Annotated in this window: 17 protein-coding genes; 2 read left to right on the top strand and 15 right to left on the bottom strand. The window is 68.4% G+C overall.

Features of this window, described 5'->3' with window-relative positions; genetic code table 11:
• Nucleotides 1-192: 192 nt before the first annotated feature.
• The gene (locus tag N0B71_RS24300; protein ID WP_259755435.1) at nt 193-2,127 is read left to right on the top strand and encodes a tyrosine-protein phosphatase; all 1,935 of its coding nucleotides are present in this window, start codon (nt 193-195) and stop codon (nt 2,125-2,127) included.
• A 388-nt stretch (nt 2,128-2,515) separates the two neighbouring features.
• Here N0B71_RS24300 and N0B71_RS24295 read toward each other — a convergent pair whose 3' ends face one another.
• The 13 genes from N0B71_RS24295 to N0B71_RS24235 form a co-directional block, all read right to left on the bottom strand.
• Nucleotides 2,516-3,505 (bottom strand): AraC family transcriptional regulator, encoded by a 990-nt coding sequence (locus tag N0B71_RS24295; RefSeq protein ID WP_259755434.1) that lies wholly within the window; start codon nt 3,503-3,505, stop codon nt 2,516-2,518.
• A 75-nt stretch (nt 3,506-3,580) separates the two neighbouring features.
• Nucleotides 3,581-3,895, bottom strand: a complete 315-nt coding sequence (locus tag N0B71_RS24290) for an AzlD domain-containing protein (RefSeq protein WP_259755433.1) — start codon at nt 3,893-3,895, stop codon at nt 3,581-3,583.
• Nucleotides 3,892-4,590, bottom strand: a complete 699-nt coding sequence (locus N0B71_RS24285) for an AzlC family ABC transporter permease (protein ID WP_259755432.1) — start codon at nt 4,588-4,590, stop codon at nt 3,892-3,894. Before N0B71_RS24285 ends, N0B71_RS24290 begins: the two co-directional genes overlap by 4 nt.
• A 72-nt stretch (nt 4,591-4,662) precedes the next feature.
• A complete protein-coding gene (locus tag N0B71_RS24280; RefSeq protein ID WP_259755430.1) occupies nt 4,663-6,138 on the bottom strand; it encodes an MFS transporter in 1,476 nt (491 codons plus the stop codon).
• A gap of 88 nt (nt 6,139-6,226) precedes the next feature.
• On the bottom strand, nt 6,227-8,611 hold the full coding sequence (locus N0B71_RS24275) for a hybrid sensor histidine kinase/response regulator (protein ID WP_259755429.1): 2,385 nt from the start codon (nt 8,609-8,611) through the stop codon (nt 6,227-6,229).
• A gap of 10 nt (nt 8,612-8,621) precedes the next feature.
• Nucleotides 8,622-9,083 (bottom strand): response regulator, encoded by a 462-nt coding sequence (locus tag N0B71_RS24270; protein WP_259755428.1) that lies wholly within the window; start codon nt 9,081-9,083, stop codon nt 8,622-8,624.
• A gap of 14 nt (nt 9,084-9,097) precedes the next feature.
• Nucleotides 9,098-11,350: an ATP-binding protein gene (locus tag N0B71_RS24265; protein ID WP_259755427.1), complete on the bottom strand. Its 2,253-nt coding sequence runs from the start codon at nt 11,348-11,350 to the stop codon at nt 9,098-9,100.
• Between the two features lie 177 nt (nt 11,351-11,527).
• The gene (locus tag N0B71_RS24260; RefSeq protein ID WP_259755425.1) at nt 11,528-12,544 is read right to left on the bottom strand and encodes a DNA topoisomerase IB; all 1,017 of its coding nucleotides are present in this window, start codon (nt 12,542-12,544) and stop codon (nt 11,528-11,530) included.
• 295 nt (nt 12,545-12,839) lie between these two features.
• Nucleotides 12,840-15,155 (bottom strand): ATP-dependent DNA helicase, encoded by a 2,316-nt coding sequence (locus N0B71_RS24255; RefSeq protein WP_259755424.1) that lies wholly within the window; start codon nt 15,153-15,155, stop codon nt 12,840-12,842.
• Nucleotides 15,152-16,801 carry a VRR-NUC domain-containing protein gene (locus N0B71_RS24250; protein WP_259755423.1) on the bottom strand — a complete coding sequence of 550 codons (1,650 nt, stop codon included), beginning with the start codon at nt 16,799-16,801 and terminating at the stop codon, nt 15,152-15,154. Before N0B71_RS24250 ends, N0B71_RS24255 begins: the two co-directional genes overlap by 4 nt.
• Before the next feature lie 652 nt (nt 16,802-17,453).
• Nucleotides 17,454-18,392: a class I SAM-dependent methyltransferase gene (locus tag N0B71_RS24245; protein ID WP_259755422.1), complete on the bottom strand. Its 939-nt coding sequence runs from the start codon at nt 18,390-18,392 to the stop codon at nt 17,454-17,456.
• A 39-nt stretch (nt 18,393-18,431) separates the two neighbouring features.
• Entirely contained in the window at nt 18,432-18,917 is a 486-nt protein-coding gene (locus N0B71_RS24240) for an AAA family ATPase (RefSeq protein ID WP_259755421.1), read from the bottom strand.
• Nucleotides 18,914-19,318, bottom strand: a complete 405-nt coding sequence (locus N0B71_RS24235; protein WP_259755420.1) for a YybH family protein — start codon at nt 19,316-19,318, stop codon at nt 18,914-18,916. The genes N0B71_RS24240 and N0B71_RS24235 overlap by 4 nt, the downstream gene beginning before the upstream one ends.
• Nucleotides 19,319-19,592: 274 nt before the next feature.
• Here N0B71_RS24235 and N0B71_RS24230 point away from each other — a divergent pair, with 274 nt between their 5' ends.
• The gene (locus N0B71_RS24230) at nt 19,593-20,213 is read left to right on the top strand and encodes an eCIS core domain-containing protein (RefSeq protein WP_259755419.1); all 621 of its coding nucleotides are present in this window, start codon (nt 19,593-19,595) and stop codon (nt 20,211-20,213) included.
• Here N0B71_RS24230 and N0B71_RS24225 read toward each other — a convergent pair.
• A complete protein-coding gene (locus tag N0B71_RS24225) occupies nt 20,194-21,690 on the bottom strand; it encodes an efflux transporter outer membrane subunit (RefSeq protein ID WP_259755418.1) in 1,497 nt (498 codons plus the stop codon). The genes N0B71_RS24230 and N0B71_RS24225 overlap by 20 nt on opposite strands.
• A 9-nt stretch (nt 21,691-21,699) precedes the next feature.
• Entirely contained in the window at nt 21,700-22,803 is a 1,104-nt protein-coding gene (locus tag N0B71_RS24220; RefSeq protein WP_259755416.1) for an ABC transporter permease, read from the bottom strand.
• Between the last annotated feature and the right edge of the window lie 2 nt (nt 22,804-22,805).

The raw sequence follows: 22,805 nt of genomic DNA, 5'->3' as shown, positions 1-22,805 counted from the left end.
CCGCCCTGGCGGATAACGCCTCTGGCGCTGTGCGCCCGACGAGATTGGCCGTCGCAACGGCCCGCCGCACGGACAGAAAACGCAGCCCACAGACAGATCGCGCGCCCATTTGCACAGCGGGCGCGGCTGTCACATTCGGGTCCCGAACGCCCCCGATAGTAGCCCCGCCAACACGCTCAAAGAGGCTACATCGTGTTTCATCGTGCTCTGTTTTCCGCATCCCTGGGGCTGTCCCTGCTCAGCCTGTCCATCGCCTGCGCCAACGCGGCCGAGACCTACGCCCTGGACACGCCGCGCCTGGCCGGCATCGACAACTTCCGCGACATCGCCGGCACCACCACCGCCTATACCACGTCCAACGACGGCGTGATGCGTTCCGGCGTGTTCTACCGCTCCAACGCGCTGACGCCCAAGGGCACCGACCTGGCCGTGCTCAACAGCCTGGGCATCAGCGACGTGTTCGACCTGCGCACTCCCAGCGAAATCGCCGGCACCCCGGACACCCTGCCGGCCGGGGCGACCTATCGCAACATCGACATCATCGGCAGCACCACCTCCGGCGCCAACATCACCAACCTGTCCTTCAGCAGCGCCGCCGAAGCCGTGGCCATGATGGAGGAGACCAACCGCGCCTTCGTCAATGACGCCGGCATCCGCGGCCAGTTCACCACGCTGTTCAACGAGCTGGCCGCCGCCGACGGCGCCGCACTGTTCCACTGCACCGCCGGCAAGGACCGCACCGGCTGGACCGCCGCGGTGCTGCTGAGCATCGCCGGGGTGGACAGCCAGACCATCATGGACAACTACCTGGCCACCAACGACTACACCGCCGCACGGGTCAAGGCGACCCTGGCGATGCTGCCGGCGAGCATGGCGGCCATCTACGAACCGCTGCTGGGCGTGCAGGCCAGCTTCCTGCAGGCGGGCCTGGATGAAGTCACCGCCCAGTACGGCAGCATGGACAACTACCTGAAGCAGGGCCTGGGCCTTTCCCAGGAAACCATCTACGTGCTGCGCGGCAAGATGGTCTACTACAGCACCCTGCCGGGCACCGCCGGGATGTCCGGCAACGCCGCCGCTGGCGCGCAACTGCTCACCCAACTGCAGAACAGCAACCTCTCCGGCGCCTACACCGCCTACAACTACTACCTGCAATCGGCCATCGACGCCGGCACCCTGGGCGGCGTCGAATCCACGGTCGGCGGCCAGGTGCATGCCGACGCGGCCAGCTACCTGCTGCGCCAGGACGCGCTGATCGACCGCGCCGCCGCACCCTACGCCAGCGGCGTCGACCTCAAGAGCGGGCAAACCCGCCTGTGGACCACGGCGCTCGCCGGCTACCAGGGCAATTCGGCCAGCTCCGACGCCCAGAGCAGCAACGAGCACACCCAGGGCCTGCTGGTCGGCGTGACCCAGCGCTTCTCCGAGCAGCTCAGCGGCAATGCCGGCTTCGGCTACAGCAAGGGCAGCGTGGGCGGCGCCGGCGGTGACGTGGACACCGACCTGACCTTCGTCCGGGGCGGGGCGCGCTTGGCGCTCGATAGCCTCGAGCAGGGGCTGTTCGTCGACGCGGACCTCAGCTACGGCTGGCTCGACTACGACAGCAAGCGCGACCTCGGCGGCGGCCTGGGCAAGGCCAAGGGCGACACCAACGGCAAGCTCAGCGGCGCCAGCGTCGCGCTGGGCTATCGCACGGCGGTGTCCACCGTCACCCTGGAGCCGAGCATCGGCCTGCGCTACAGCCACCTGGACCTGGACGGCTTCCAGGAGAAGGGCAGCGAACTGGCGCTGGAGGTCGACGACATCAGCGAGAACCGCCGCAGCGCCTACGCCAACCTCAAGGCCTCGTTCGCCCCGGTGGCGCTGGGTAGCGGCTGGCAGATGGTGCCGGGGCTAGAAGTGGGCTATGACCATGCGCTGGGCGATTACCAAGTCGACAGCCAGGGCCACCTGCTGGGGCTGGATGTGTCGCAGCGTGCCGCCTTCGACAACCGCGACCAGTTCAACGGCGCGTTCAGCCTGACCGCCAGCCAGGGCGACTTCAGCGTCGGCGCCGAAGTCGGCGCGCTGGGCGGCAGCGGCAGCCACGGCGCGAGCGGCAGCCTGAAGGCCAGTTACCAGTTCTGATCGGCACCGCGCTGTAGAGAGCGGCCCGCCGCAGAATTCGCGGCGGGCTGTTTTTTCACGCCTGAACATATCCGGGCCCGCCCAGCCCCTTTCCCAGAGGGAGAGGGGCTGCAATTCTGTAGGAGCGGGCCATGCCCGCGACATCCTGCGCGGCGGAATGGGAGTTACCGGCAAAATTTGTAGCGCTCATTCGGAGGAGCGCCCACCGGGCGCGATCGCGGGCATGGCCCGCTCCTACAGGTTGGCGCCGTCATTCCCGGCCAGGTAGGAGCGAACTCTGTCCGCGATTGATCCGCATCGCGCCGGACAACATCTCGGACAGAGCTGCTCCCACGCTGCCGGTTGCCTGCAGGAGCGAGCTTGCTCGCGAACCAGACCAGTCGCGCCGCTAGAGGGGCACGGAGAAACGGCGGCGCAACTCCGCCGGACTCATTCCGTAGGCGTTCTGGAAGTACTGGCAGAAGCGCCCGACATTGCTGAAGCCCAGCGCCAGGGAAATCTCGCTGACCGACCGCGCATCGTCCCGCTGCAACGCCTCATAGGCGCGCTGCAGGCGAACGTCGCGCTGGTAGCCGACGATGGAGCGGCCAACGAAGCGGCGAAAGCCATCCTGCAACGCGCGCAGGCTGACGTTGGTCAGCTCCGCCAGGGCGCTGCCGCTGACCGGCGCGTCGGGATGCTGCTGGATGTACTCCATGGCCAGCCTGACGTGGCGTGGCGCGATCTGCGGGGCAGGGCGCCGCAGCGCTTCGCTGTAGTTGTGCGGCCAGCTGTCCAGCACCGAATCCACCAGCATCTCCTGCAGTCGCTCCGGCATCAGCGCGCTGGAGCGGATCAGCACCTCGAACTCGTTGCCGGTGGCCATCGCGACGATCGCCTTGATGCCCTGGAAGGCCTCGCTGCCCAGGTCCACCCGTGGCTGGAAGCGCACCTTGTGGGTGATCGGCCGGCCCAGCAGCATCGCCAGGCGCCGGGCGAACAATGCGCGGCGCACCGACAGGCCATGATGCGCGTGGCCATCGATGAAGCCCACCGAGCGTACCTGGGCCTTCTCCATGGCCAGGCCGACGCCGGGCATGCCGACCCGGTCGCTGGACTGGTTGAAGACCACGCGCCCGGCGCTGGGGAAGATGAAAGTGATCTCGTCGTCCAGGTCCGGCATCTCGGTCAGCAGGTCGCCGCGAAAGCTCAGGCGGCGAAAGCTCACGCCCTCGTAGCGGCCGTACACGCCGCCGATGGCGACCGGCCGCTCCGGGCGTGGCATCCCCGAATAAAGGTTGCCGAACATCCGCGTGTACAGCTCGCCGAAATCGTCGGCGCTCATGTTCTCCGAGCGGATCAGGAACTGCTTGCGCGAGGTGCTCGTGTCGACCGTCATCGTCCTTCTTCTGGCTGCGCGAGGGATGGACGAGCACCTTAGCCGGCAAGGATGACAACGGCGTGTCGGCGGCCGCTACAGCCACCAGCGCAGCAGGTAGAACGCGCCCATGCTGAGGATCACGCTGAGCAGCACGTTGCGCGTCCACAGCACCAGGGCGACGGCGACCGCGGCGCCGAGCAGGTAGGGGTTGTCCACGCGCAGGTTCAACTGGTGCTCCGGGAGGAACACGATGGGCCCGCAGATGGCCGTGAGCATCCCCGGCACGGCGAAGCCGAGGAACTGCCGCACGTTGCTGCTCAGGCGGATCGGCAGGCGCGGTTCGAGGAACACGTAGCGGTTGAAGAACACGATCAGGCCCATGCCGACGATCACTGCCCAGGCCATCATGCGCGCACCCCCGAGAATTTCTGGCAGAGGAAGCCGGCGAACATGCCCGCCAGCCCCGACAGCACCAATGCCGAGCCGACCTGCCAGTAGCTCAGCAGCACCGAGCAGAACAGCGAGACGGCGACGCAGACCACGGTGGGAAGGTTCTTCACCACCGGCACGATCAGCGCGACGAAGGTGGCGGCGATGGAGAAGTCCAGCCCCAGGTGTTCGAGGTCCGGAATGCTCGAGCCCACCAGCACGCCGACGAGGGTGAAGAGGTTCCAGGCGATGTAGAACGTCAGGCCCACGCCCAGGGCATACCAGCGGTTGAAGGTCTGGCGGTCATGGCCGCTGATGAGGGCGAACAGTTCGTCGGTGAGCAGAAAGCCCAGGCCGGCGCGCCAGCGCCCCGGCAGGCCGGAAATCAGCGGGCGCATGGTCATCCCGTAGAGCAGGTGCTGCGAGGTCAGCAGCAGGGTGGTGACCATGATCGAGAAGAACCCGGCGCCGCCCTTGAGCATGCCGATGGCCACCAGCTGCGCGGCGCCGGCGAAGACGATGGCGGACAGGCCCTGGCCATGCAGCGGCGAGAGCCCGGCGTCGATGGCCAGGGAACCGGCGAGCAGGCCCCAGGGCAGCACGGCGAGGGAGAGCGGCATGATGTCGATGGCGCCCTTGAGGAAGGCGCGGGAAGCAAGCTGATCGTGGGACATGAAGGCTTCTTGCAGGCAGATAAGTGCCGCCAGCGTGGCAGAAAAGCGCAGCGCCTGGCTTGAACAATCTTGCTATTGAACGTGATTGGCTCTCACCTGGGACAGCGGCGCGGCCACCGACTCCAGCGAACGCCGCTCCGCCGCCACGCCCCAGATCGCCTGCACCACGCCGGCGACGAGCATCAGCGTGGCGCCGAGCAGATAGCCGAGGAACAGGTTCCAGCGGCTGGCGGTCTCGATCAACTGGCCGAACAGCAATGGCCCGGCGGTGCCGCCCAGGCCGGTGCCGAGGGCATAGAAAATGGCGATGGCCAGGGCGCGGATTTCCAGGGGGAAGGTCTCGGCCACGGTCAGGTAGGCGGAACTGGCCGCTGCCGAGGCGAAGAAGAAAATCACCATCCAGGCGAGCGTCTGCCCGGTGGCATCGAGCACGCCGCGTTCGAACAGCCCGGCGCTGACCAGCAGCAGAACGCCGGAGGCGAGGTAGGTCGCGCTGATCATCAGGCGTCGGCCGAGGCGGTCGAAGAGCGGGCCGAGCAGCAGCGGGCCGCAGAAGTTGCCCAGGGCGAACGGCAGCAGGTACCAGCCGACGCGGTCGGCGGGGATGCCATGGAAATCGGTCAGCACCAGGGCGTAGGTGAAGAAGATCGCGTTGTAGAAGAACGCCTGCGCGGTGAGCAGCGTCAGGCCCACCAGCGAACGCTGGCGGTGGCTGACCAGCAGCGTGGCGAACACCTCGCGCAGGGGTGTGTGATGGCGGCTGCGCAGGAGCAGCACCGCGTCCGGACCGACCGGCTCAATGCGGTGGCCCTGCTGGCGCAGGCGTTGCTCGATGCCCTCGACGATTTCCCGTGCCGCTTCCGGCTGGCCGTGGATCAGCAGCCAGCGCGGGCTTTCCGGTAGCCACAGGCGCATCGCCAGGATCACCAGGCCCAGCGCCGCGCCGATGCCGAAGCACAGCCGCCAGCCCAGCTCGGGGCCGAGCAGCGTCGGGTCCAGCAGGATCACCGACCCCACCGCGCCCAGGGCGGTGCCGACCCAGAAGGTGCCGTTGATCGCCAGGTCGACCCAGCCGCGAAAGCGTGCCGGGGTGAATTCCTGGATGGTCGAGTTGATCGCCGAGTACTCGCCGCCGATGCCCGCGCCGGTGAGGAAGCGGAACACCAGGAAGCTCGCCAGGTTCCACGACAGCGCCGTCGCCGCTGTGGCGCCGATGTATACGGCCAGGGTGATGAAGAAGAGCCGGCGGCGGCCCAGGCGGTCGGCGAGCCAGCCGAACAGCAGGGCGCCGAGCACCGCGCCGGCGATGTACGCGCCGCCGGCCAGGCCGATGTCGGCGCTGTTCAGGTGCAGCACCGGGCTCTGCCTGAGCGCACCGGCCACGGCGCCGGCCAGGGTCACTTCCAGGCCGTCGAGCAGCCAGGTGATGCCCAGGGCGATCACCAGCAGGGTATGGAAGCGCCCCCAGGGCAGGCGGTCCAGGCGCGCCGGCAGGTCGGTGCGCTGGATGTCGCCGGGGAGCTGGCTGTGCGGTCGTGCGAGGGTCATCGGACCGTCCCGGTTGCGAGCATGGCAGGACGGTAGAACGGTGCGGGCGCGGGCAAGTTCAGCCGCGCCGAGCAATGACACGCCCGCGTCAGTCGCTGCCGAGCAACTCGCCCAGCGAGCGCGCCAGTTCCTCGTGCCGCACCGGTTTCTGGATCACCACGCTGCCGGGCAGCTCCAGGCCCTGCAGCTCGGCATAGCCGGTGAGGAACACCACGGGCAGGTACGGGAAGCGTTCGCGGGCGATCCGCGCCATCTGTGCGCCGTTCAGCTCGGGCATGGCGAAGTCGGTGAGCAGCAGGTCGACATCGCTGTCGAGCATCTCCAGCGCCTGCTGGCCGCTGCTGGCCTGGCGCACGCGGTAGCCGTAGAGGCGCAGGGCATCGCCGAGCAGTTCGCGCACCAGGTCGTCGTCGTCCACCAGCAGGATGTGGCGGTCCCGGCCGCTGTCGGCCAGTGCCGCCAGCGGTTCCTGCGGGTTGTCCTCGTGGTTGGGCGAGCGCTCCACCGCCGGCAGGTAGACGTTGACCTGGGTGCCGCGCCCGGGCTCGCTGTCGATGTGCACGCCGCCGCCGGACTGCTTGGCGAAGCCGAACACCTGGGCCAGCCCCAGGCCGGAGCCCTTGCCGATGTCCTTGGTGGTGAAGAAGGGCTCGAAGACCTTGCTCAGCACATCCTCGTCCATGCCGCAGCCGGTGTCGCGGATCGACAGCACCACGTAGTCGCCGGGCTCGGGGTGTTCCGGGCGGCTGGGCGGGTGGCTGATGTGCGTGTTGTGGGTGGACAGCACCAGCTGGCCGCCGCCGGGCATGGCGTCGCGGGCGTTGATCGCCAGGTTGAGGATGATCATCTCGGTCTGGGTCGGGTCGGTCAGCGCCTGCCACAGGCCGCCGTCCAGCTCCAGGCGCACCGAGATGTTGCCGCCCAGGGAGCGGCGCAGCAGCTCCTCGAGGCCGGCGAGGGTGTCGTTGAGGTTCAGCGGCACCGGCTCCAGGCGCTGGCGGCGGGAGAAAGCGAGCATCTGCGCGGTGAGCTTGGCCCCGCGCTCGCCCGCCTCGCGGATGTGTTGCAAGCGCTTGCCGGCCTTGTCGTAGTCGCCCTTGGCCAGGTCGCGCTCGAGGAAGGTGGCGCCGCTGAGGATCACCGTCAGCAGGTTGTTGAAGTCGTGGGCGACGCCAGCGGTGAGCTGGCCGACCGCTTCCAGGCGTTGCATCTGCTGCAGCGCGGCCTCGATGCGCTCGCGCTCGGCGATCTGCTCGCGCAGCCGCGCGTTGGCCTCGGCCAGGTCCAGCGCCGCTTCGCGCTCGCTAGTGATGTCGCGGGCGACCACGTAGAGCAGCGTGTCCTCGGGCACCACCACCCAGGACAACCAGCGCTCACGCCCGTTGGCGTGGCGGATGCGGCCATCGAAACGCGCGCTGGTGCCGCCGTGGGCGAAGGTTGCCAGCTCGGTGAGGAAGGATTCCTGGTCCTGCTCGGGCAGCAGTTGCAGCAGCGACATGCGCGAGAGCATCTGGCGCTGGAAGCCCAGGGTGTTCTCCCAGGCCGGGTTGAGGGCGACCGGGGTGAGGTCGCTGTTGAGCACCGCCAGCAGGTCCTGGGAGAGGTCCCAGGAGCGGTCGCGCTCGCGGGTGCGGCGCTCGACCCGTTCGCCGAGCATCTCGTTGAGCTGCTCCAGTGCCTGGGTCGCCTTGCGCTGCTGGTGGATGTCCTGCAGCACCCCGGAGAAGCGCACGCAGCGCCCATCGACGAACTGCGCCTGGCCGTTGCTCAACAGCCAGCGCGGTTCCAGGCCGCCGGGCTGGCGGGTGCGGAATTCCACGCGGTAACGGCCGTCGCCCTGAGCGTCCATGGCGCGCAGGACGCTATGGCGCACCCGCTCCACGTCCTCCGGATGAATACCGGCGTAGAAGATGTCCATGCTCATGTCGGTATCCGCCGGCAGGCCGAACAGCGTCTTGCAGCGGTCATCCCACAGGAGCACGCCGTCTTCCGGGCGCAATTCCCAGGTGCCCATGCCGGCGGCGTCGATGGCGATGCGCGCCCGCGCCTCGACGTCCGCCAGGGCTTCCTCGGCGCGGCGCCGGCGCTGGCGTTCCTGCACTTCGGTGAGGGCACGGCGCACCGCCTTGGGCAGCAGCGAGAGGTTCTTCTTCAGCACGTAGTCGGTGGCGCCGAGGCGGATCATCTCCACCGCGTGCTCCTCGCCATAGATGCCGGAGAGGAAGATGAACGGCACGTCCGGCGCCATGCGCTGGGCGATAGCGAGTACGTGGGTGCCGGAGGATCCGGGCAACACGCAGTCGCAGAGAATCAGGTCGAAGCTGCCCTCGTGCAGGGCGTGCTCGACACCAACGTGGTCGAAGACATGCCGCGCATCCACCTTCATGCCGCTGCGCTCCAGGCGCAGCAGGGTCAGCTCGGCATCCATGGCGCTGTCTTCGACGATCAGCAGTTTCAGCGGGACTTCGGCCATCACCGCTCCGTCACGGGTTGCGTCTACGGTTCAGACGCAACGAACCGGGCGGAGGTTCATTGAGAACGGCCCAGAACACCCCGAGGTCGGAAATCGCCGTGACGAACTCCTTGAATTCCACGGGCTTGACCACGTAGGCGTTGACGCCCAGCTCATAGGCGCGCAGCAGGTCCGGCTCCTCCCGCGAGGAGGTCAGCATCACCGTGGGAATGCTGCGCAGCTCGGGGGTGTCGCGCACCACCTTGAGCACTTCCAGGCCATCGACCTTGGGCAGCTTGAGGTCGAGCAGCAGCACGGCGGGGTTGCCGTCGTCGCGCCCGGCGTGGGCGCCCCGGCGCAGCAGATAGTCCAGGGCGTCGGCGCCGTCGCGCATGACGATGACTTCGTTGGCCAGCTGGCTGCGCTCCAGGGCGACCAGGGTCAGTTCCAGGTCCCTGGGGTTGTCTTCGACCAGCAGGATGGGCTTGAGCATGTTGGGAGGGTCCCTCAGTGTTTGCGCGGGTGGCGCGGCAGGGCGAAGTGAAAGGTGGCGCCGTGGTCGATGCGGCCCTCGGCCCAGACCCGGCCGTCGTGGCGTTCGATGATGCGCCGCACGCTGGCCAGGCCAATGCCGGTGCCCTCGAATTCCTCCATGCGGTGCAGGCGCTGGAACACCCCGAAGAGCTTGCCGGCGTAGGCCATGTCGAAGCCCACGCCATTGTCGCGGATGAAGATTTCCGTCTCGCTGGCGGTCTGCCGGGCGCCGATCTCGATGCGTGCCGGGTCGCGGCCACGGGTGTACTTGATGGCGTTGGCAATCAGGTTGCGCAGCGCCAGGTTGATGAAGGCCGGGTCGCCGAGCAGCTTGGGCAGCGTGGCGACGGTCCAGACGATGTCGCGCCCGGCGTAGTCCGGCTGCAGCTCCACGCGGATGGTTTCCACCAGCGCGTTGAGGTCCACTTCGGAGAGGCGCAGGGCCGAGCGGCCCATCTGCGAGAAGCTCAGCAGGTTGTCGACCAGCGTGCCGGCGAAGCTCGCTGCGTCCTCGATGTGCTGGAGGAAGCGGCGGCCGCGCTCGGACAGCGTCTGGCTCTCGATCTCGGTCAGCAGTTCGGCGTAGCCGGCAATGTGCCGCAAGGGCGCGCGCAGGTCGTGGGACACGCTGTAGGAGAAGGCTTCCAGCTCCTTGTTCGAGCGGCGCAGCTCACCGGCCAACTGGGCCAGTTCCTCGGCCTTGCGCAGGACGATGCCCAGCACCGAGGTGCGCAGTTCCACCACGGCATCGACGATCAGCGGTTGCCAGGGCGCGCAATAGCCGCGCACTTCCTCGCGCCAGCGCTCGAAGCTGTGGCGCGGGTGCAGCTTGCCCTGTACGTCGAGCTCCTTCTCCGGGCGGCCGGCCCAGTCCACGGTGCGCGCCTGCTCGGGGCGGAACCACACGATGTAGTGCGAGTGGATCTGCGAGATGGCCACGGCCAGCACGCCGGCGGCGTGCTCGGCCAGTTCCGGCAGCTCGGCGATGTCGCGCTGCAGGTTGTCGCTATGGAACACCACCTCGTCGCCGCGCCGGGCCAGCCAGTGCACCAGGGCATTGACCTGGGCGGCGGGCGGGGTGGCGCCGACCAGGTCGCAGCGCTCGGCGGAGATGATCGCCGCCCCGCTGGCCTGGGCGAAGTCAAGGAGCACGTCGGGCAGCTCCAGCAGGCCATCGCTGATGCTGTCGTGGTCGGCCATGGCCGACAGCATCTGCACGATGCGCTGGCGCAGTTCGAGCAACTGGCGGGTGCTGGCGTGGGACTCGCGGGATTCGATCTGCAACGACAGCACGCTGCTCAGCAGCTCGCAGGCGGTGCGGGTCTGGAAGCCGACCGGGCGCGGCTCGCGGTGGTGGCAGGAAATCAGCCCCCAGAGGCGGCCGTCCACCACGATGGACAGCGACATGGACGCCAGGGTGCCCATGTTGCGCATGTACTGCAGGTGCACCGGGGAGACGCTGCGCAGGGCGGCGAAGCTCATGTCCAGCGGCCGCCCGGTGCGCGGGTTGTCCGCCGGGACCAGCGGGGACGGCTGGTAGTTGGCGTCCTCGATGACACGGATGCGGTTGGTGCGGTACAGCTCGCGAGCCTGGCGCGGAATGTCCGAAGCGGGAAAGCACAGGCCCAGGTACTGCGGATAGCCGGGGTCGGCTTCCTCGGCGATGACCAGGCCATTGCCGTCGGCGTCGAAGCGGTAGGCCTTGACCCGGCCGAAGCCGGTGATGCGCTTGATCTCGCGCACGGAGCGCTGCAGCAGCTCCTCGATGCTGCCGACGGTGTGCAGGCTGCTGACGAAGGCGCGCACCAGCGGATAGAAGTCGACATGCGGGTCGCCGGGGGCACGCTTGCGGCGTGGCTCGAATTCGGCGATCAGCACCTGGTCGTAGCGGTGCACCTGCAGCGTGGTGCGCTCGCCCGCCGACGGGCCCAGGCGCAGGCGTACGTCGCCGATATGGAAGGGGAAGATTTCCCCCTCCGGCAGTTGCTCCAGGTGCGCGCGCAGGTCGAAGTCATCGCCGATCAGCGCGCCAAGGTCGCGGCCGAGCAGCTCGCCGGCGGGCATTCCGAGCCAGCGCTGGGCGTTCTCGCTGGCCTGGAGGATGCGCAGGTCGGCTTCGTCCAGCACCAGCAGGAATCCCTGGGGCTGGATGCTCCCAGGCACTTGGATCGGCTCCTGGGCACAACGCTCGATGGCCTGGTCGAGGGCGGTGTCGGCGACGGGCAAGTCGGGCACTCCGTTTGGGACCGGCGAGTCACGCCGGCCGATGAGAATGGGCAGTTTCTGACGACCTTGTATGAAAGCACGTCAGTGTGGCTGTCTCGAACCTTTTTCGCACTGGTGGCTGAGGGCCATTCTTCCTCTCATGACGCTCTGGACCGCCATTCCTGCGCCCGGTTCCCTTCAGTGCGCGGCGAGAAAGGCCAGCAGGGTGGCTTCCTCGGCGCTCAGGTGCTTGCGCTTGCGGGCCTTGGGCAGGTTGACCAGCTCGCCGGCGAGAAAGGCTTCGATGACCCGCGGGTGCACGTAGCACTTGCGGCAGATCGCCGGGGTGTTGCCCAGCTCGCTCGCCACCTGGGCGATGATCTCCTTGAGCTGGCGGCTGGCGCTTTTCTCGTCCTGCCAGGGCGCCCGGCGGCAATACTCCAGCGCCAGGGTGCTGCCGGCCCAGGTGCGGTAGTCCTTGGCGGTGAAGCCTTCGCCGGCGTGCTCGCGCAGGTAGGCGTTGATGTCGCGCGAGTCGATCATGTGCCGCTGGCGTTCCTCGTCCAGGTACTGGAACAACTGCTGGCCGGGCAGCTCCAGGCAGCGCCGGAGGATGCGCGCCAGGCGCGGGTGTTCGATGTCCACGCTGTGTTTGACGCCGCTCTTGCCGCGAAAGGCGAAGCGGATGCGCGCGCCCTGCACCTCGACGTGGCGGCTGTCCAGGGTGGTCAGGCCGAACGAGCGGTTCTGCTTGCGGTAGCGCTGGTTGCCGATGCGGATCAGGGTGCGGTCGAGCAGTTCGACCACCGTCGCCATGACCTTTTCCGCGCCCAGGCCGGGCAGGGCCAGGTGCTGTTCTATCTGTGCGCGCAAGGCGGGCAGGTTGGCGCCGAAGCGCAGCAGGCGCTCGTATTTGACGCTGTCGCGCACCTCGGTCCAGCGCGGGTGGTAGCGGTACTGCTTGCGCCCGCGCACGTCGCGCCCGGTGGCTTGCAGATGGCCGAGCGGGTCGAGGCAGATCCACACGTCCTGGTAAGCCGGCGGGATGGCCAGGCGGTTGATCCGCTCGATTTCCGCTTCCACGCGGATCCGCTCGCCGCCGGGATCGAAGTAGGCGAAGCGCCCGCGCAGGCGGCGCCGGCTGATGCCCGGCAGGCTGTCGTCGACGTAGTGCAGGTCGGGGGGAAGCTCCAGCAGCTCCGGCGGTGTGCTCATGGCGACTCCTCGAGGACTCTTCCGTCAATGGATCGCGCAAGGGCGCTGCGAGTGCCGTTTTTTTCATCCTGCAGGAGCGGGCCATGCCCGCGATCCGCCGGCGAGGGCGGCGTTTCGGGCAGGTTCGCGAGCAAGCTCGCTCCTACAATGTGGCGGGGGCCTCGGTATTTCCGGGGTGATCGGAATACGCCGCGGTGGCTGTCGCAGGCGTGGCCCGCTCCTACAGGCAGGTTGTAGGAGCGAGCTTGCTCGCGAACCGCACGGCACGAGGTCCATCCCGCCACGGGGGGCGGGGCTACAGCAGCAGATACCCCTGCGGCGCCTTGAATCGCGGCGGGTCGGCGATGAACTTCAGCCGCTCCGGCTTCCACCATCCCGGTAGCAACTTCCGCACCCCCGGCTGGTTGAAGCGGTCGTCGAGCAGGTAGATCACCCCCGAGTCCGTCGGAGTGCGGATCACCCGGCCGGCCGCCTGGACGACCTTCTGCAGCCCGGGGAACAGGTAGGTGTAGTCGTAGCCGTCGCCGAACATTCCCTGCATGCGCTGCTTGATCTCCTCGTTGACCTCGTTCACCTGCGGCAGGCCCAGGGTGGCGATGAAGGCGCCGATCAGGCGCTCGCCCGGCAGGTCGATGCCCTCGCCGAAAGCGCCGCCGAGCACGGCGAAGCCAATGCCGCGCGAGGAGGGGGTGAAGCGGTCGAGGAAGGCCTGGCGCTCGATCTCGTTCATGCTGCGCGATTGCACCCAGCAGGGAATGTCCGGGTGCTCGGCGGTGAAGCGCTCCAGCGCCTGCTGCAGGTAGGCGTAGCTGCTGAAGAAGGCCAGGTAGTTGCCGGGACGTGCACGGAACTGCCGGGCCATCAGCGTGCTGATCGGCGTGAGGCTGGCCTCGCGATGCTGGTAGCGGGTCGACAGGTTGCTCAGTGCGTGGACTTCCAGCTGTTCGGCGCGGAACGGCGACTCCACTTCACGCCAGCCGGTGTCTTCGGGCAGGCCGAGCAGGTCGGCGTAGTAGTGCGCCGGGGTCAGCGTGGCGGAGAACAGCGTGGTGCTGTGGGCCACCTTGAAGCGTTCGGCGAGGAAGGGCGCCGGCACCACGTTGCGCAGGCACAGGGTCGAGAGCACGCGGCGCGCGCTGACGTCGTGGCGGGTGATGTCGAACAGCGAGTGCGGCCCGTAGGCCTCGGCCAGCCGGCAGAACAGCATGGCGTCGAGGTAGAAGCGCAGCAGCTCGGCCTCGTTGCCGGTGGGCTGGTCGGTCAGGTGGTCGGTGATGGCGCTGACGGCCTTCTGCAGCGCGGCGATGAACAGGTCGGGGATGGTCGGGTAGATCTGGTAGTCGACGTCCTGGTCCTGGTGCAGCTGGTTCCAGTGCCGGCCGACGCGCTCCAGCGCGCTTTTCAGCTTGGCCGGGGCGACCTTGCGCAGGGCGTTGAACTCACCCTGGTCCAGCTCGGCGCTGTACATGCCGCGGCCGCGCTCGATGAGGTTGTGCGCCTCGTCCACCAGCAGGGTGACCTTCCAGTCGTTGAGCACCGTGAGGCCGTAGAGCAGGGCGGTCATGTCGAAGTAGTAGTTGTAGTCGCCCACCACCACGTCGGCCCAGCGGCACAGTTCCTGGCTCAGGTAGTAGGGGCAGACCTGGTGCTCCAGCGCCACGTTGCGCACCGCTTCCTGGGTCAGCCAGCGCTGCTGGAGCGCAGCCTCGCGGGCGGCGGGGAGGCGGTCGTAGAAACCCTTGGCCAGCGGGCAGGATTCGCCGTGGCAGGCTTTGTCCGGATGTTCGCAGGCCTTGTCGCGGGCGACGTGCTCCAGCACCCGCAGCGGCTGGGCGGCCTCCTGCTGGCGCAGGGTCGCCAGGGCGTCCAGGGCCAGGCGCCGGCCGGGGGTCTTGGCGGTGAGGAAGAACAGCCGGTCCAGTTGCTGGCCGGGGAAGGCCTTGAGCTGCGGGAACAGCGTGCCCAGGGTCTTGCCGATGCCGGTGGTGGCCTGCGCCATCAGCGTCTGGCCGTCGCGGGCGGCGCGGTAGACGGACTCGGCAAGCATGCGCTGGCCCTGGCGGAAGTCGGCATAGGGAAAGCGCAGCGCCTCAAGGCCCAGGTCGCGCTCGACGCGGTGGGCGCTTTCCTGCTCCGCCCACTGCACGAAGCGCTGGCATTGCAGCTCGAAGAAGGCGCGCAGCTCGTCCGCGGCGAAGCGCTCGCGGAATGCGGTTTCCTTCTGGGTGATGACGTTGAAGTAGACGACGGCCAGGTCGATGGCGTCGATCTCCAGGGTCTGGCACAGCAGCCAGCCGTACACCTTCACCTGCGCCCAGTGCAGCAGCCGGTGGTTCTGCGGGATGCGCGCGACGTCGCCGCGGTGGGTCTTGATCTCTTCCAGCAGGTTTTCGTTCGGGTCGTAGCCGTCGGCGCGGCCGCTGACCACCAGCCCCGGGTACTCGCCGCGCAGTGGCAGTTCGGCGATGTAGCCCAGGCCGCGGCGGGCGACCACCGTGGCGTGCCCGGCCATGCCTTCCTGGGCGGTGGGGGCGGGGGTGAAGCGCAGGTCGAGGTCACCTTCCTTGGCGGTGAATTCGCACAGCGCGCGCACGGCAATGGCGTAGCTCACGCGCTTTCCGCCACGTCGTCCGCCCAGCGCACGTAGCAGACTTCCACCGGCATGCTGTGCTCGGCGCAGAAGGCCAGCCAGCGCTTCTGGTTGTCCTGCAGGCGGTCGCCGGGGCCCTTCACCTCGATCATCCGGTAGCGCGCCTCACCGGGCCAGAACTGGATCAGGTCGGGCATGCCGGCGCGGTTGGCCTTCGGGTCGGCCAGCAGGCGTTCGAACCACAGCTTCAGGTGCGCCGCGGGCAGGCAGTGCAGGGCTTGTTCCAGCAGGTTTTCGTCCAGCAGCTCCCAGTGCACGAACGGCGAGATGATGCCGAACTTGGCGGCATGGGTGGCCCGCATCGCCGCCCGGTACGCGTCGCTGTCCAGCAGCGCCAGGCGTGCGGCGAAGGCCTGCGCGCGGCGGCTGACGAAGTCGCTGCGGTTGAGGTCGCTGGGGCCGGCCTGGAAGGGGTGGAAAAAGGCACCGGGCAGCGGCGTGAAGATCACCTCCCAGCAGAGCAGCCCGAACAGGCTGCACACCAGTGCGTTCTCCACGTAGTGCACCGGTGCTTCGTCCTCGTGCAGCACGGCCTGCACGGCGAACTCGACGTTGACGTCCGGGCGCGGCAGCTCCAGGTCGATGCGCAGCGGTGGCGTCGGTTTGCTCGGCTTCTGCTTCGACAGACCCAACTGGCGAACCAGCCGGGTCAGCGCGCGCTCGACCAACTGCAGCTCGCTGTCGCTTTCCGGCGCGGCCAATGCGCTCCGTGCCAGCGCGTGGGCTTCCTCGATGCGTTGCAGGCGTTCCAGCACGCGGATCTGCCGCTGTCGGGAACCGCCGGCCGCGGTGCGCCGGTACAGCGCCAGGGCGGCGTCCAGCTGGCCTTCGCGTTCCAGCTGGTAGGCCATGCGGTACAGCAGGCGGCCGTGGCGCTCCTGCAGGTAGGGATTGTCGCTGCGGAAGTCGCCCAGCTCGGCCAGCAGCTCGTCGATGGGTTCCCCGCTGTCGAAGCGCACGGCGGCGTTCCACAGGTGGATATAGGCCTCCAGGTCGTCGCGGCGGCGAAAGGCGCGGGAGTCGGCGGTGAACGGGACGCTCTCGTAACGGAAGATGCCGAGGTCGGCGAGGACGAATTCGGACCAGTCCTGCTGCAGGTTGCCGAAGAACAGCAGGCGCAGGCGGTCGCACAGCGGCGTGGCCACCAGGGTGTAGAGCGGGTCGAGGCCCGGATACCAGCCGGCGAACGGCTGTACCTGGTCGTGGTAGGCGTGCAGGTGCTCGTAGAGCTCGGCCTTCTTCAGCGCGCCGCGCGGCAGGTCATCGCGAAAGCGCGCGAGCAGTTCGTCCTTGAGCAGTAGCGGCAGTAGTTCTTCCAGCGTGAGCGGGCAAGCGTCGTCCAGCCAGCCCAGTGCCAGCAGCGGCGCGGCGGCGCTGGGAATGTCGCCGATCTCCGCGTAGCTCAGCTTGCCAGCGCGAAAATGCGGCCCCTTGCGCATCACCAGCCGCACCAGCAACGCCCGCGAGGCCAGCGGCAGCGCGCGGAAATCGGCGATGAAGCGGGCTTCCTCGGCGTCGAGCAGGTCGGCGTAGCGTTCGTCGATCCAGTCGAGGGCGCGGTGGAAGTTGGTCAGGTAGTAGAGGCTGGGGTCGAGCGGCGCAAGCATCGGCGGGCACTGGTTTTACATACAGTGCCAAGGATGGCGCGATGGGGGCTTGGCCGCAAGGGTTAGCGCGGCCTTTCATCGGGATATGTCTTACGCCCCACACCGATACTCCCTGTAGGAGTGCCCCATGGGCGCAATCGCGGGCATGGCCCGCTCCTACCCTGAGCTCCTGCGCATGGATCGGCCCTCACCCTGGCCCTGGCTGCGCGCCCCGCTCAGAGGGAGAGGGGGCCGTCCGGAGCAGGATTAAGCCATGGCGTCAGCCAGCACGATCAGCCCCCTCTCCCCTGGGAGAGGGTTGGGGTGAGGGGATGCTCAGGCACCCATATTTCCAGTCCGTAGGGCGAATAACCGTTCATGGTTATCCGCCGTTCTTGCGTCATGGCGCTGGTGAAGCGGAGGCTCTGCTCCTCGTAGGAGCGAGCTTGCTCGCGAACGCATTGCACCGGTTGGCCCGGCGTGAAGGGGGGTTCGCGAGCAAGCTCGCTCCTACAAAAGGGGCCGTGCCCAGGGCGTTATCCGCCCTACGACGCTTTTGTAGGATGGGTGGAGCTTGCGATACCCATGGGGCTAGGTGCGCAGGATCGATGGGTATCGCTTCGCTCCACGCCATCCTACGGACGCTCTTCACGGCCCACGCTGTCTCGCCGGATCAATCCATCCGAAACACCAGCGCCTTCAGCCCGCTGTCTTCCTCGATATCGGCGAACTCCGGCGGGTTTTCCAGGCGCTCGACGAAGCGCAGTTGCGGCGCTTCGGCGGCCATGCCCTGGAGGAGGAAGTCCACGCCCACGGCCGGATCGTTCACGCAGGCCAGCACGGTGCCGGCGCCGTCCAGCAGTTCCGGCAGGCGGCGCAGCACGCGGGCGTAGTCCTTGTCGAGGACGAAGCTGCCTTTCTGGAAGCTCGGCGGGTCGATGATGATCAGGTCGTACGGGCCGGATTTCTTCACCTTGCCCCAGGACTTGAACAGGTCGTGGTCGAGGAAGCTCACCTTCGACAGGTCGTGGCCGTTCAGGCGGTGGTTGTCGCGCCCGCGGCTGAGCGCGGCGCGGGCCATGTCGAGGTTGACCACCTTCTGTGCTCCGCCGGCCATCGCCGCTACGGAGAAGCCACAGGTGTAGGCGAACAGGTTGAGCACGCGCAGCCCCGCGGCGTTGGCCTGCACCCACTGGCGGCCGTAGCGCATGTCGAGGAACAGGCCGTTGTTCTGCTTGCGGCCCAGGTCCAGCTGGTAACGCAGGCCGTGCTCGCTGATCTGCCAGCCGTCGAAGGCCTCGCCGGCGAGCACTTCCATGGTGCTTTCCAAGGTGTAGCGGTGCTGCAGCATCAGGCTGCGGGCGCCGCTGGCGCGCCAGGTATCGCCCTGCGCCAGTTCCAGCAGCATGGCCCGCAGAGCGGCCAGCTCATCGGCCTCCGGCTCGCGGAACAGCGACACCAGCAGCACGCCTTCCAGCCAGTCGGCGGTGACCTGCTCCAGCCCCGGCCAGCGCCGGCCACGGCCATGGAACAGGCGGCGGGTTTCCGCGGGGGCGGGGTTGAGGGCGCTGAGCAGTTGCTCGCGCAGGGTGGCGATGGCGTCGGTGTTCATCTATCGGGTCTTTCCATTGGGGGCGGCGATTCTACGCGCTCAGGCGCCATGGCGCTGCACCTGCAGCTTTTCCTCCGGGCGCGGGGCGACGAAATAGCGGTTGAGCGCCTCGTAGCCGGCCGGGTCCAGCGGCGCCGACAGCGGGGCGAGGGCGTGGCGGGCGAGCAGGCGGCTGCGGCAGGTGGCCGGGTCGACGTCGAGGAAATGCAGGCAATGCGCGGCGCCGGCCTGTTGCGCCAGGTCGATCAGCCAGCGACGGTCGGCCAAGGTGTTGGCCGGGATGTCCAGCACCACGCTGGTGCCGGCGCGCAGCAGGCCGACCACGTGCGGGCCCATGACCTTGCGCACGCGGCGGGCGTAGAGCTGGTAGTCATCGGGGTTGCTGATGCCCCAGGGGAACAACTCGGCCAGCCAGTGTTCCTCGGCCAGCATCACGGTGCCCGGCGCCTCGGCCAGTTCGCGGGCCAGGCAGGACTTGCCCGACGCTGCCTTGCCGCACAGCAGGTGCAGAGTGCCGGTACTCATGGGGTCGCCTCCAGCAGGTCGGTGCCGTAGGAGTTGTCCACGGCGCAGCGCCAGGCGCCATCGGCGTCGCGGCGGAATACGTAGGTGGCGCGGCGGCTGAGCTTGCCGTGGCTGGTGTCGAGCAGCGTCTGCGCGACCACCAGGGCGGTGTCGCCGGTCTCGAGGATTTCCAGGCGCCCCTGGCGCACCCGCAGGTTGTGCCCGAAGTGCCCGGCGATGGCGACGAAGGCCTGGCGGATCTGCGCCTTGCCGCGCGCCAGCAGGCCGGGCTTGACCACCAGCACGGCGTCGTCGGCATAGAACCCGATCAGCGCGTCGAAGTCCTCGCGGCCGATGGCCTCGTCGGCGGCCTGGATGAGCGCGTGCACGGGATGCGATACGGGTGGGTTTGCCGGGTCCATCGGTGTCTCCTCGATCGGGAGCCTCGGACGGCGGGCATTAAAAAACCCGCCGGGAGGCGGGTTTGGTTGTTCGCTGGAATGCGCTAACCCACCATCGGAGCGATGGTGGTAATAATCTGCTGGAAGGTGCGGTTGGCGGCATTCATGGGGTCAGAAACTAGCAGAAGTCTCATCCGTCGCGCCAGCACTCTTTTTTTGCTGGCGGCATGGCATGATCGCGCCGCGCCATTGTCTGAGCACCAGGTCTTTCTCCACGTTGTAGCGGAGTCTTTGCATGCCGTCCCCCTTTGCCACCCGTCTCCTGCGCGCCCTGGCGCTGCTCGCCGGGCTGGCCGCGTCCGTCGATGCCCTGGCCGCGACCTGCCCGCCAGGCCAGCGCCAGGTCTGCCTCGACACCTGCACCTGCCTGCCGGACCTGGGGGCGGTGCTCGGCCCGGTGCTGTCGGATACCCGCAAGATGGCCGCCCAGGCGCTGGGCGTGTGGCTGCAGCAGTCCCGCGAGCAGGCGGAGCAGGGCGGCACCGAGCCGATCCCGCTGGAAATCCGCGCGCAGCTGCAGCCCTATTTCTCCGACGAGGTGCTGATGGCCGCGCGCTATTCCACCGGGGCGCTGGACGAGCTGAACGCCGCCCAGGCGATCATGCAGAACCCCGACACCGAGGCGGTCACCCTGGTGGATGTGATCGTCTTCCGCAGCGAGGACGACGCGCAGAAGGACGTCGCCCTCTGGGCCCACGAGCTGTGGCACGTCAAGCAGTACCAGGAGTGGGGCGTGCAGGGCTTCGCCACGCGGTACTCCGAGGACTACGACGCCGTGGAGGCGCCCGCCTACGAGATGCAGCGGCGGGTCGCCAAGGACCTGCGCGACGGCAAGCTCAGCGCGCGGAAGAACTGACCTCGGCCCCGGACGCCGGCGTGCCGCCGCCCAGGGCCTTGCACAGGGCGATCAGCGTCAGGCGCAGCTGGGTATCGCTGTCCACCAGGTCGCGGCGCGACTGCAGGTAGGCGCGCTGGGCGTCCAGCTCCACCAGAAAGTCGGTCATGCCGCCGGCATAGCGCGCCTTGGCCATGCCGTAGGCAACGTCGCTGCTGTGCAGCTTTTCCTGCAGTCGCTGGTTGCGCTGGCGTTCGGCGCCGTAGTGGCTCAGCGCGTCGTCCACTTCCTGCCAGGCCTTGAGCACGGTCTGCTGGTAGGCAACCGCCGCTTCCTGCTGTTCCAGCTGGCGCAGGTTGATCTGCGAGCGCCGCCGGCCGTTGTCGAAGATCGGCAATGACAGGCTCGGGCCGACGCTCCAGGTGCGGCTGCCCCAGTCGCTGAACTTGCCGTCGTCGGCGGATTCATAGCCGAACTTCGCGCCCAGGCGGATCGACGGGTAGAGGTCGGCCACGGCCACGCCGACATTGGCGGTGGCGGCGTGCAGCTGGGCCTCGGCGGCGCGGATGTCCGGGCGGCGGCGGGCCACCTCCGAGGGCAGGCCGAGGCTCAGGTCCGGGGTCTGCGCCGCGGGTTGCGCCACGGGCTTCAGCTCCTCGCGCAGGCTGCCGGGTTCGGCGCCGATCAGCACGCCGATCTGGTTGATCGCCGCGCTTTCGCTGGCACGCAGTTGCGGCAGGCTGGCGCGCAGCTCGGCCAGTTGGCCGCGTTGGCGCTCGACGTCGAAGTCGTCCACCAGCCCGCCATCGGCGCGTACCTGGATCAGTTGCAGGGATTCTTCGGTAGCGCTGATGTCCTGGTTGGCCACGGCGATCTGCTGCTGCACGCCGCGCAGTTCGAAGTAAGCGCGGGCCAGCTCCGCCGAGACGCCCAGGCGGGTTTCCTCGAGCATGGCCTGCTGCGCGGCGACGCTGGCATCGGCGGCCTCCACCGAGCGGCGGATGCGGCCCCACAGGTCCGGCTCCCAGGAAGCATCGAAACCGGCCTGGTAGAGGGTGAAGGGCTGGGCCAGCACCTGGCTGATCTGGTCGCTGTCGGCGCCGGGGGCGATGCGCTGGATCATCAGTGCGTTGGCGCCGTTCTCGCTCATGCGCTGGCGCGTCACGCCGGCGGAGGCGTTGACGTCCACTCCGCGCTGGGCCGCCACCATCTGCCGCTGCGTGCGGCTCTGGGCGAAGCGCAGCACGGCCGTGCGCAGGTCGGGGCTGGCCTTGTCGGCGCGGCGTTGCAGGTTGTTCAGCACCGGGTCGTCGAACAGGGTCCACCAGTCTTCGCCGAGGCGCACATCGCCCTGGGCCGGGTGCAATTGCGTATCGCCCGAATGCGCCGCCTGCCAGCTGGCCGGCGCCTGGGGTTGCGGCGCTTCGTAGTCGGGGCCGACGGCGCAGCCTGCGAGCAGGGTCACGCAGCAGGCGAGGGGAGTGAGGGAATGCTTCATGGGGTTCTCTCACGCAAGCCGGTGGCGGAACAGCCACGCGGCGAGGGGCAGGGTGATGGCGGCCAGCACCAGCATGGGGATCAGGTTGAAGCCCACCTCGGCCAGGGTGGCGCCTTCAAGGTAGACGCGCTGGATCAGGTCGATGCCGAAGCGCAGCGGGTTGGCGTAGGTGACCGTCTGCAGGAACTCGGGCATGTTGCGCACCGGCGTGGCGAGGCCGGAGAGCAGCGTCAGCGGCATGATCAGCACGAAGGTGTAGAGCATCGCCTGCTGCATGTTCAGCGACACGGCGCTGATCGACATGCCCAGCCCGACGCAGGCCATGGTGAACACCGCCAGTCCGCCGTAGAGGTTGAGCAGCGACCCGGCCATAGGTATTCGGAACCAGAACAGCGCCATCAACAGCACCAGCGTGGCTTGCAGCATGCCGATCAGCAGGGGCGGGATGGCCTTGCCGAGCATGATTTCCAGGGGCGTGTAGGGCGTCACCAGGAGCTGGTCGAAGGTGCCCTGTTCGCGCTCGCGGGCCACCGAGAGCGCGGTGAGCATCAGCGTCTGCATCATGCTCAGGGTGGCGATCAGCGCGGGGATCAGCGGCCAGCGGGTTTCCAGGTTGAGGTTGTACCAGGCGCGGCTGACCACGCTGATGGGCGCCGCGGCCAGGCCCTGCTCCTGGTTGAACTGCTGCACCACCACCGCCAGCCCGGCGGCGGCGGAGCCGGCGGTGTTGGAGTTGCGGCCGTCGAGGATGACCTGGATCGGCGCCGGGTCGCCCTGGGCCAGGCGCGTCTGGAAGTCCGACGGGATATGGATCACCAGCAGCGCCTTCTGCTCGTCGATCACCGTCTGGATTTCCTCCACGCGGGTCAGCGTCGCCACCCGATGGAAGATGCCGCTGCCGTCCAGGCGCGAGGCGAGGCGCGTGGAGGATTCGCTGTGGCTGAGGTCGAGGATGGCGTAGGGCGCGTCGTTAAGGTCGAAGGTCACCGCGTAGCCGAACAGCACGCTCTGCATCAGCACCGGCGCCACCAGTACGATGCGGTTGGCCGGGTCCTTGAGGATCACCAGCAGTTCCTTGCGCCAGAGGTTGAGGATGCGCCAGAGAAATTCCATGC

The organism is Pseudomonas sp. GCEP-101, assembly GCF_025133575.1.
Taxonomy (GTDB): Bacteria; Pseudomonadota; Gammaproteobacteria; order Pseudomonadales; family Pseudomonadaceae; genus Pseudomonas; species Pseudomonas nitroreducens_B.
The sequence above is the reverse complement of the archived record's forward strand: the minus strand, read 5'-3'. Positions and strand labels throughout refer to the sequence as shown.